This is a genomic window from Limnofasciculus baicalensis BBK-W-15, assembly GCF_024178385.1.
GTDB classification, from domain to species: domain Bacteria; phylum Cyanobacteriota; class Cyanobacteriia; order Cyanobacteriales; family Coleofasciculaceae; genus Limnofasciculus; species Limnofasciculus baicalensis.
Window position 1 is genome coordinate 1 of record NZ_JAMZMM010000262.1, and the last position, 8,726, is coordinate 8,726.

The window sequence follows — 8,726 nt, forward strand, 5'->3', positions numbered from 1 at the left end:
GAATGGGGTTTTTGAATTAAAACTCAAAACTCAAAACTCAAAACTCAAAACTCTCTTACTTCATCCTTCATCTGTTCCATCGAAATTTCATGGTAGTATAAAAGGATTGTCTTAACAAAATTACTGAGATTTAGGGTTATGGTATCTCAACTGCAATCGCCTACCTACTCAGAGGTTATCTACCCAGAGAGCGACGGAAAACCCATGGCAAATAATACGACGCAGTTTCGCTGGATTTTAGTAATTCAGCAAAATTTAGATTGGCTGTTTGCTGACAATCCAAATGTATTTGTGGCGGGGGATTTGTTTTGGTATCCGGTGGAAGGAAAGCGAAACATCGTCAATGCACCAGATGTCATGGTAGTATTTGGTAGACCAAAAGGCGATCGCGGTTCTTACCAGCAATGGAATGAGGCAGGAATAGCACCGCAGGTAGTGTTTGAAATTCTTTCTCCTGGTAATACTCAGAATGAGATGGACAGAAAGTTACTCTTTTACGAACGTTATGGTGTAGAAGAGTATTATATTTACAATCCAGACAGCAATCACTTGCAAGGTTGGTTACGAGGTGAAGAGGGCTTAGATGTTATTCTCAATATGGTAGATTGGGTTAGCCCTAGATTAGGGATTCGCTTTGGATTGTCGGCGGATAATTTAGATATTTTTCGCCCCGATGGTGAGCCTTTTTTGAGTTATTTAGAAATTAGTCAGCGTTTAGAGGAAGTACAGCAAAGTGCCGATGAACAACGACAACGTGCAGAAGAAGCAGAGCAAGCGAGACGAGATGCAATTCCTCGGTTATTAGGTATGGGATTGAGTGTTGAGCAGGTTGCTGAAGCGTTGGGATTGTCAGTAGAAGAAGTTAATGGAATAGTATAGGAGTAATGGGGATTGGTAATGGGACAAATTCTGTAGTTCATAGTTGGACTTTAGTCAAAAATTGCAGGAATATCAACCCCTAATAATCCCTAGGGCATGGTAAACTCAAAATAAACTACTCCTAAATATCTATGACTGTCGAAGTTCAAAAGCGATCGTATTTCAAAATAGCACTGATTGTCTGTGTCTGCCTCATTGTTGTTGTCGCCTCTTCTCTAGCTGTAACTCTTGCCCTATCAGGGAAAGCAATTTTTGCCGGGGCAACACCTACAAATATTGGTATTGAGTCAGGAAAACTCGCACCTTGCCCCACTTCACCTAACTGTGTGAGTAGTCAAAGTCAAGATGCTGAACATAAAATTGAGCCTTTAACTTACACAAGTTCCCTGGCAGAAGCTATGGCTAATCTCAAAACCACAATTGAGAATATGGAGAGGACAAAAATTATTACCCAAACCGATAATTATCTCTATGCAGAATTCACCAGTAAGCTGATGGGGTTTGTCGATGATGTGGAATTTTTTCTCGATGAAAGTGCTAATGTAATTGAAATTCGTTCCGCTTCGCGTCTGGGAGAGTCTGACTTGGGCGTGAATCGTCAACGGATTGAAACTATTCGGGGGAAATTAAAGGAACTTGAAATTAAGGGGTAATTCTATATAGCCAGCATCAAGTTATTTGTTCAGAAAACGAACCCCCTAAATCCCCCTTGTTAAGGGGGACTTTTAAGATTTCAATATTTTATTCTCTCCCCCCTTAATAAGGGGAGCTGGGGGGGTTCAAAGTTAATATTGGGGATTGAAGCTTTAATATTCTATTCATAAGCTATATCAAATAATTTCACCGACGCATCCGACTAGCAGCTTCATTGAACTTCACGATACTATTATTATCAGTATGGTAGACAAAAACTTGATTAGCTATCCCCACAGTTAACCGCCAACCCGGAATTTCAGCTTGAGTACAAACACCACCCCTCAAACCCATACAACCATCATTCCATGTCACCTTTTCAGCTTTCACAATATTATTAATACCCACCGCCACCTTAGTTTTTGCTCTTTGCGCCGCATCTGTTAAAACAGCATTAACCAGTGATTTTGGTAAACTCTCTATAGCTTGAAACTCAAATTGGGAACCATCTTCTTTCACGCGATAAACGAAGATATTTTGCCCATCCGATACAGTTGCTTTTGCACCAGGAGAAATGGGGCGAGTGCAACGGGGAATATTACTACAGATACCATTCCAATCATCGAAAAGATCGATTGAAATAATCCGGAGTTGAGGTGCTGATGTAAACTTAGCCGCATCTTTTTTGATAACTTCAACCGCCTTTGGCTCCAGACTTAGGGATCGATCTAATATGACTGATTTTCCCTTGTCATCAACATTATAAGTCCAAAGTTGCGTCCCACTATTTACCCTTACCTCCCAGCCTGAGATAGGCTGGACAATAGCAGCACAACCCAAACCAAACATAAATCGACAAGAATTTTCCCATCTTTGCCGTTTTGTATCAACAATTTGTAGCATTTCTATTGGTAAAAGTGACCATTCAGACGCATCTTTCAAGACAATATCAGCCAGAGATTTAGGTAAATCAGATCGCTCAGATTCTGGAGACAATTTGATTAGAGAACCCGTATTATCAGTCAAATAAACCCAACGCTTATCCCCCTTTCCTACAATAACTTCCCATCCAGATGTCACAACAGGATCGCAAGGATGAGGAAAGGTAGGCTGTTCGCAACCATAAGCCCATTCCCTCCGTTTATAGGATACAATATTCAATGCCCTTCTTGATATTCCCGATACCTGAGACGCATTTCGTAAAACAATATCAGCCACTTGATTTGGTAAGGATATTTGACTCGCAGCTTCATTGAATCTCATCTCACTTCCATCCTGGTAAGCATGAAAAACTAAGCGTTGATTTTTTCCTTCTACAGTTACTTTCAATGCGATTAAACTATTGTTATTATTACAATTTTCTCCAGGACGTGGTAAATTTAAACAGGTATTTGCGATTAAGCGTTCCACCTTAGCAATCCGGAGTTCAGACTTAGCTAATCCTGTAAGTTGAGAAGCAGATTCTAAAATGATATTCCTGAGACGTTCATTTAAGTTGATGGAGGAATTCCTGACTGGTTTACGGGAGTCTTTTGACATTGTTAATGACAGAGTATCTGTAGCGGCAACTCCATTATTTTTTATGCTACTTAACCCACAAGTAACAGACACTATTGCAGTCAAAATCAAGGCATTCAAAATTCGCTGATACTGGTTCATATAATACTTTTTGTTTACAGGTTTAATCGCCAACTTTAGCTAAAATTCCAAGAAAAATAGTTGCCATAGAGGAATTTGATACTCCATGGCTTTCACTAATAGTAGATGTAAAAATAGACGCTGACAGGGTAATAATTAGTTCCACACCTCAATAGAGCCATTGTCTAACGAGTCAGATACAGAGAGAAACCGGGTTTCGCCGAAGTTACCGGGTTTCTCTGATTGAGATCTTGCACCATTCTCAACTAGCTGTTTTTTGTAGGGTGGGCACTCCCCTGGAGAAGTTGAAAAGCTGATGATTACGTTAGTGGGGAGTGCCCACCCTACCGTTATTGAAACTGGTGCAAGATCTGAGTCTGATGCACTTCAGGCAACTGAAAACTCCTATAAGTTATGCCCAAGCAATCGATAGACACAGCTTATAGGAAAGAAGCTTACTGTTAATTTTGATAAATACTATAGGTAAAAATGATAAAAAATACCTTGTTCAATAAGCAAATAGGATGTAAACTAGATTTTATAGACACAGGCGACAGGAAACTCGGATGCAAAATTCTTTAAATAACCCACCAACTAACAGCTACGAGTCGTTTAAGCGCAATCGTATTGTACGTGTTTTAGAAACAATTCAAGACTTCTTTATCATTTCCCTCTGTATTGGATTATTCGCATTCATGGCAATCGAATTGCGAGCCATGTTTTTATCTCTACTCCCTCCTTTAGATTTCCCAACAGTCACCTCAGATATCCTATTCTTGCTAATTTTAGTAGAGTTATTCCGACTACTAATTATTTACTTACAAGAACAAAGGGTATCAATTGGAGTTGCTGTGGAAGTATCTATTGTATCAGTTTTGCGAGAAGTCATTGTGAGGGGAGTATTAGAAACATCCTGGGTTCAAATTTTATCCGCCTGTTTATTCTTATTAGTAATGGGCGCACTCCTGATTGTAAGAGTTTGGCTGCCACCAACATTCAAAGGAATTGACCCTGAAAAACGCTTATCAGTTAGAAACAATTCATAATAGCTAATAGCTAATAGCTAATCGCTAATCGCTAATTATTCATCCGTTACCACATCCGTTACATCCGTTACCACATCCGTTGCCCAACAACCATGACAGAAATCAAACCCCGTGACGTTCAAATTACCGCAATTAGCACAACAGATACAACAGTATTGCGATCGCGCACTTGGGATAGACTAAAATTTGAAGTAGAATACTCCCTCCAAAAAGGCACAACTGCCAATTCTTACCTAATCCAAGGGGAAAAAACAGCCCTAATCGATCCTCCTGGTGAATCATTCACCGAGATTTTCCTCGCTAAATTGCAAGAATTGATCGATCTTCAGCAATTGGATTACATTATCCTAGGTCATGTCAACCCCAACCGAATTTTCACTCTCAAAGCCTTATTAGAATTAGCTCCAAATGTTACCTTAATCTGCTCTAAACCTGGCGCAGTGGCTTTGCGGACAGCATTTACAGAACAAGAGTTAAAAATCTGGGTTCCTCGCGCTGAAGACACCTTAGATTTAGGGAAAGAGCATCAACTTCAATTCATTGCCATTCCTACTCCTCGTTGGCCTGATGGACTTTGTACCTACGACTCAAAATCTCGGATTTTATTCACCGATAAACTCTTTGGTTCCCATGTTTGCGGCGATGAAGTTTTTGATGAAAACTGGAAACAATTAGACGAAGATCGACGCTATTATTATGATTGCCTCCACGCAGCCCAAGCACGACAAATAGAACTAGCACTGGATAAATTTGCCTCAATTTCTCCTAAATTTTATGCACCAGGTCATGGTTCAATTATACGCTATAGTCTGAGCAGACTAACTCACGACTATCGCAACTGGAGTCAAGAGCAAAAAGACCAAGAATTAAAAGTCGCCCTAATTTATGCTTCAGCTTACGGGAATACAGCCACCTTAGCACAAGCACTAGCTAAAGGTATTACCAAAGCAGGTGTGGCAGTTGAATCGATTAACTGCGAATTTGCAGATACAGCAGAAATTGAAGCAGCCGTACAAAAATGCGATGGATTTATTATCGGTTCTCCTACTCTTGGCGGACATATACCAACCCAAGTCCAAACTGCTTTAGGCATTGTCCTCTCAACAGCTACAAAAACTAAATTAGCTGGAGTTTTCGGTTCTTATGGTTGGAGTGGAGAAGCAGTTGATGAAATAGAAACTAAACTCAAAGATGCGGGATATCGCATAGGATTTGAACCCATTCGAGTCAAATTCAAACCCAACGATATTACCCTGCAACAGTGCAAAGAAACCGGGACAGATTTTGCCCAAGAATTGAAAAAATCCAAGAAAGTTCGCGCCCCTTGGCAAGCTGTCAGTACCTCACAAATCGATCGCACTGAGCAAGCCGTCGGCAGAGTAGTTGGTTCCCTCTGCGTCTTATCTGCCAAACGGGAAAATATCAGTAGTGCCATGTTAGCATCTTGGGTAACACAGGCAAGTTTTAATCCTCCAGGGGTGACAGTTGCGATCGCAAAAGATAGAGCAGTAGAATCTTTATCTCATACTGGCGATAAATTTGTCCTCAATATATTACAAGAAGGCAAAACTATTCGACGACATTTTCTCAAGCCTTTTGCTCCAGGAGAAGATCGTTTTGCAGGATTAAATGTAGCAGAATCGGAAAACGGTTCTCCTATTATTACCGACAGTTTAGCTTATCTAGAATGCACGGTTAAAAGTCGAATGGAATGCGGCGATCATTGGTTAGTTTATGCCCTAGTTAATAATGGAAAAATGCTACAGTCTACAGGAATAACTGCGGTGCATCATCGTAAATCAGGGAGTCATTATTAACTGACGATTGCGGTTACTATACATATAAACCCGGTTTCTTTAAGAAATCGGGTTTCCCATTAAAGGAGGGGTAACTTCCGTTTAATGATTATATATTTTTAGACTGTATAATATAGATAAGCAAAACCTGCGATCGCAATGCTAGCAGACATGAGCTATTGTATAAGGTGACTCCCAATAGACGATCCTCTTCGCTACAATAGACATAAGTCAACTGACTCCACCACCATGGCTATCACCCTCAAACCTGAACACGAGCAACTTATTCAAACTCAGATTCAAAACGGACGTTTTCCTGATGCTAATGCTGTACTTGAAGCTGCGCTAAAACTCTTGATGAGTGAAGATGCTCAATCCTACTTTACCTGGTTAGAAGAAACCCGTCAAAAGGTTGCTATAGGCATTTCAGAGCTAGATTGTGGTGAAGGCGTAGACGCACAACCAGTTATTGATGAAATATTGGCACAATTTCAGGAAGCTCGCCAGATTGAAACTAAACAAAGTGTCACGACTAAATCGCTTTTCTAAGATATTTATGGCAGCAGAAACGACGGTTCTCGAATTTCAGCGAGTCTCTCTTGATAAAAATCAGACAATTCGGCTACACATTCGCATTTGTTGATTCTAATTCCTAGGGCATTAATGACAGCCATCGCATCAACAAATTTTGCGTTTTGATAGTCATTTTCTTCATAACTTTTAATTTCAGATTCGGTAAGTTCCGATAAGTCAGCGAGTTCTTTTTCGCTAATTTTTAAAGCAATTCTAGCCTTGATCAAAATGTCTGATAGTTCTTCAATATCAGCAATTGTTAAATTTACTAACTCCTTGGGATCGTGGTTGGTTATAGTTTCATATTCAGCGATTTCTTGCCTAAGAGTATTAAGCTGACTTTGATAAGACTCTTGAATAAATTCCCACTCCTCTGGATCGTTATATTTCTTTTTTTCGTTTTGCTCTAGAGATGCTATGCAGCGTTCAAATTTATCTGCCAAATCTTGACTAACACGATATTGGTGTTCGTTCTTAATCATGGTTCCTAGCTCCTATCCCTCTATAAGACGATCATCTTATTCTCTTCCTTAGTGCCTTAGTGTCTTAGTGGTGAAAAACCCCCTATTCTTCCAGTAAAAATGAAGTAATAATACTATTACCAAGAATAGGGTAATTCTGATTAACCCACTACAAAATTCACCAACTTTCCAGGCACAACAATCACCTTTTTCACCTCCTTACCCTCAATATGCCGCTGCGCTACTTCCGACTCACGCGCATACTTTTCTAAAGCGGCTTTATCTGCATCAGCAGGCACTTGAATTGTGCCGCGAGTTTTACCCATAATTTGGATAACGAGGGTAATTTCATCGACAACTAAAGCAGATGAATCTAATTTCGGCCAATCTTGAATATGTACGGAATCAGTATTTCCCGTCATTTGCCATAATTCTTCAGCAATATGAGGGGCAAAGGGTGCTAACAGCCGAATTAAAGTTTGAATTCCCTCTGTATAAACAGAAGAATCTTTACAAAGGGCATCGGTTAAAGCATTGCTTAATTTCATCAATTCCGATACAGCGGTATTGAATTGATATTCATCATCCATATCCTCTGTAACTTCCTTAATTGCCGTATGAATTGCCCGCCGCAAATCCTTTTCCACCTTACTGAATTGGGCAGTAATTTTCTTGGCACGATTCGATATTTCAGCAAATTCAGTAACTAAACGCCAAACCCGATTGAGGAAGCGAAATTGTCCTTCCACATCCGCCTCATCCCATTCCAAATCTTTCTCTGGCGGTGCTTTGAACAAAACAAACATCCGTGCCGTATCTGCCCCATACTTATTAATAGCAGCCTCTGGCGCAACACCGTTATACTTCGACTTCGACATAGTTTTATAGGAAACTTCCAACTTTTCCCCTGTTTCCGGATCTTTCGGCTCCGCAGGATCTACTAAACTAGAAGGAATATATTTCCCAGTTGTCGGATTAATATAAGTTAACCCCTGTACCATCCCCTGAGTCAACAAACGTTGGAAAGGCTCATCAAAATTGAGCAAACCCCTGTCTCGCAATACTTTAGTAAAGAATCGGGAATACAATAAATGTAAAATTGCGTGTTCAATTCCCCCCACATATTGATCCACAGGCATCCAATCATTAGTCTTGCTAGGATCGAAAACCTGAGACTCATTCTTAGCATCAGTAAAGCGCAAAAAATACCAAGAAGAATCAATAAAAGTATCCATCGTATCCGTTTCCCGCTTGGCAGGAGTACCGCAACTCGGACAAGATACATCAGCCCAACCTTTTACTTGAGCCAAAGAAGAAACACGCCCACCCGTAAAATCAACATCCTCCGGCAAAGTTACAGGCAAATCCGCTTCCGGCACAGGAACAATACCACAATTAGGACAATGAATTACCGGAATAGGCGCACCCCAATAACGCTGTCGAGAAATCAACCAATCCCGCAACCGATACTGTACCCTTCCCTTACCCCAACCCTCTTTTTCAGCATACTCAATAATCGCCCCTTTCCCCTCAGTAGAAACCATCCCATCAAAAGAACCAGAATTAACCATAATTCCCGATTCCGTATAAGCATTACTAATCGCTAATTGCTCATCCGTTACATCCGTTACCCCATCCGTTGCCCCATCCGTTACATCCGTTACCCCATCCGTTGCCCCATCCGTTACATCCGTTACCCC

8 protein-coding genes are annotated in these 8,726 nt (G+C 40.5%); 5 read left to right on the plus strand and 3 right to left on the minus strand.

The window, feature by feature from the left end:
- Nucleotides 1-138 precede the first annotated feature (138 nt).
- Nucleotides 139-879 (plus strand): Uma2 family endonuclease, encoded by a 741-nt coding sequence (locus tag NJ959_RS21060; protein WP_254013706.1) that lies wholly within the window; start codon nucleotides 139-141, stop codon nucleotides 877-879.
- A gap of 131 nt (nucleotides 880-1,010) precedes the next feature.
- On the plus strand, nucleotides 1,011-1,532 hold the full coding sequence (locus NJ959_RS21065; protein ID WP_254013707.1) for a DUF1499 domain-containing protein: 522 nt from the start codon (nucleotides 1,011-1,013) through the stop codon (nucleotides 1,530-1,532).
- A 187-nt stretch (nucleotides 1,533-1,719) separates the two neighbouring features.
- Here the strand turns inward: NJ959_RS21065 and NJ959_RS21070 are convergent, their stop codons facing one another.
- On the minus strand, nucleotides 1,720-3,171 hold the full coding sequence (locus NJ959_RS21070; RefSeq protein ID WP_254013708.1) for a DUF8738 domain-containing protein: 1,452 nt from the start codon (nucleotides 3,169-3,171) through the stop codon (nucleotides 1,720-1,722).
- A gap of 545 nt (nucleotides 3,172-3,716) precedes the next feature.
- On the opposite strand from NJ959_RS21070, the gene NJ959_RS21075 reads away from it, so the two are divergent.
- The 3 genes from NJ959_RS21075 to NJ959_RS21085 all read left to right on the plus strand — a co-directional run bounded on the left by NJ959_RS21075 (nucleotide 3,717) and on the right by NJ959_RS21085 (nucleotide 6,541).
- Nucleotides 3,717-4,196, plus strand: a complete 480-nt coding sequence (locus NJ959_RS21075; protein WP_254013709.1) for a phosphate-starvation-inducible PsiE family protein — start codon at nucleotides 3,717-3,719, stop codon at nucleotides 4,194-4,196.
- Between the two features lie 92 nt (nucleotides 4,197-4,288).
- A complete protein-coding gene (locus NJ959_RS21080; protein WP_254013710.1) occupies nucleotides 4,289-6,013 on the plus strand; it encodes a diflavin flavoprotein in 1,725 nt (574 codons plus the stop codon).
- 228 nt (nucleotides 6,014-6,241) lie between these two features.
- The gene (locus NJ959_RS21085; protein WP_254013711.1) at nucleotides 6,242-6,541 is read left to right on the plus strand and encodes a ribbon-helix-helix domain-containing protein; all 300 of its coding nucleotides are present in this window, start codon (nucleotides 6,242-6,244) and stop codon (nucleotides 6,539-6,541) included.
- A gap of 5 nt (nucleotides 6,542-6,546) precedes the next feature.
- Here the strand turns inward: NJ959_RS21085 and NJ959_RS21090 are convergent, their stop codons facing one another.
- Both NJ959_RS21090 and leuS read right to left on the minus strand, forming a co-directional pair.
- A complete protein-coding gene (locus tag NJ959_RS21090) occupies nucleotides 6,547-7,047 on the minus strand; it encodes a DNA-binding protein (RefSeq protein WP_254013712.1) in 501 nt (166 codons plus the stop codon).
- A gap of 140 nt (nucleotides 7,048-7,187) precedes the next feature.
- Nucleotides 7,188-8,726, minus strand: a 1,539-nt coding sequence (leuS, locus tag NJ959_RS21095) for a leucine--tRNA ligase (RefSeq protein ID WP_254013713.1), incomplete at its 5' end; no start/stop codon positions are given.

Bases quoted from the DNA above. Each gene is read 5' to 3' on its own strand.
- NJ959_RS21085 (WP_254013711.1), top strand. From the start codon at position 6,242: ATGGCTATCACCCTCAAACCTGAACACGAGCAACTTATTCAAACTCAG.
- NJ959_RS21090 (WP_254013712.1), bottom strand. From the start codon at position 7,047: ATGATTAAGAACGAACACCAATATCGTGTTAGTCAAGATTTGGCAGAT.
- NJ959_RS21065 (WP_254013707.1), top strand. From the start codon at position 1,011: ATGACTGTCGAAGTTCAAAAGCGATCGTATTTCAAAATAGCACTGATT.
- NJ959_RS21070 (WP_254013708.1), bottom strand. From the start codon at position 3,171: ATGAACCAGTATCAGCGAATTTTGAATGCCTTGATTTTGACTGCAATA.
- NJ959_RS21080 (WP_254013710.1), top strand. From the start codon at position 4,289: ATGACAGAAATCAAACCCCGTGACGTTCAAATTACCGCAATTAGCACA.
- NJ959_RS21075 (WP_254013709.1), top strand. From the start codon at position 3,717: ATGCAAAATTCTTTAAATAACCCACCAACTAACAGCTACGAGTCGTTT.
- NJ959_RS21060 (WP_254013706.1), top strand. From the start codon at position 139: ATGGTATCTCAACTGCAATCGCCTACCTACTCAGAGGTTATCTACCCA.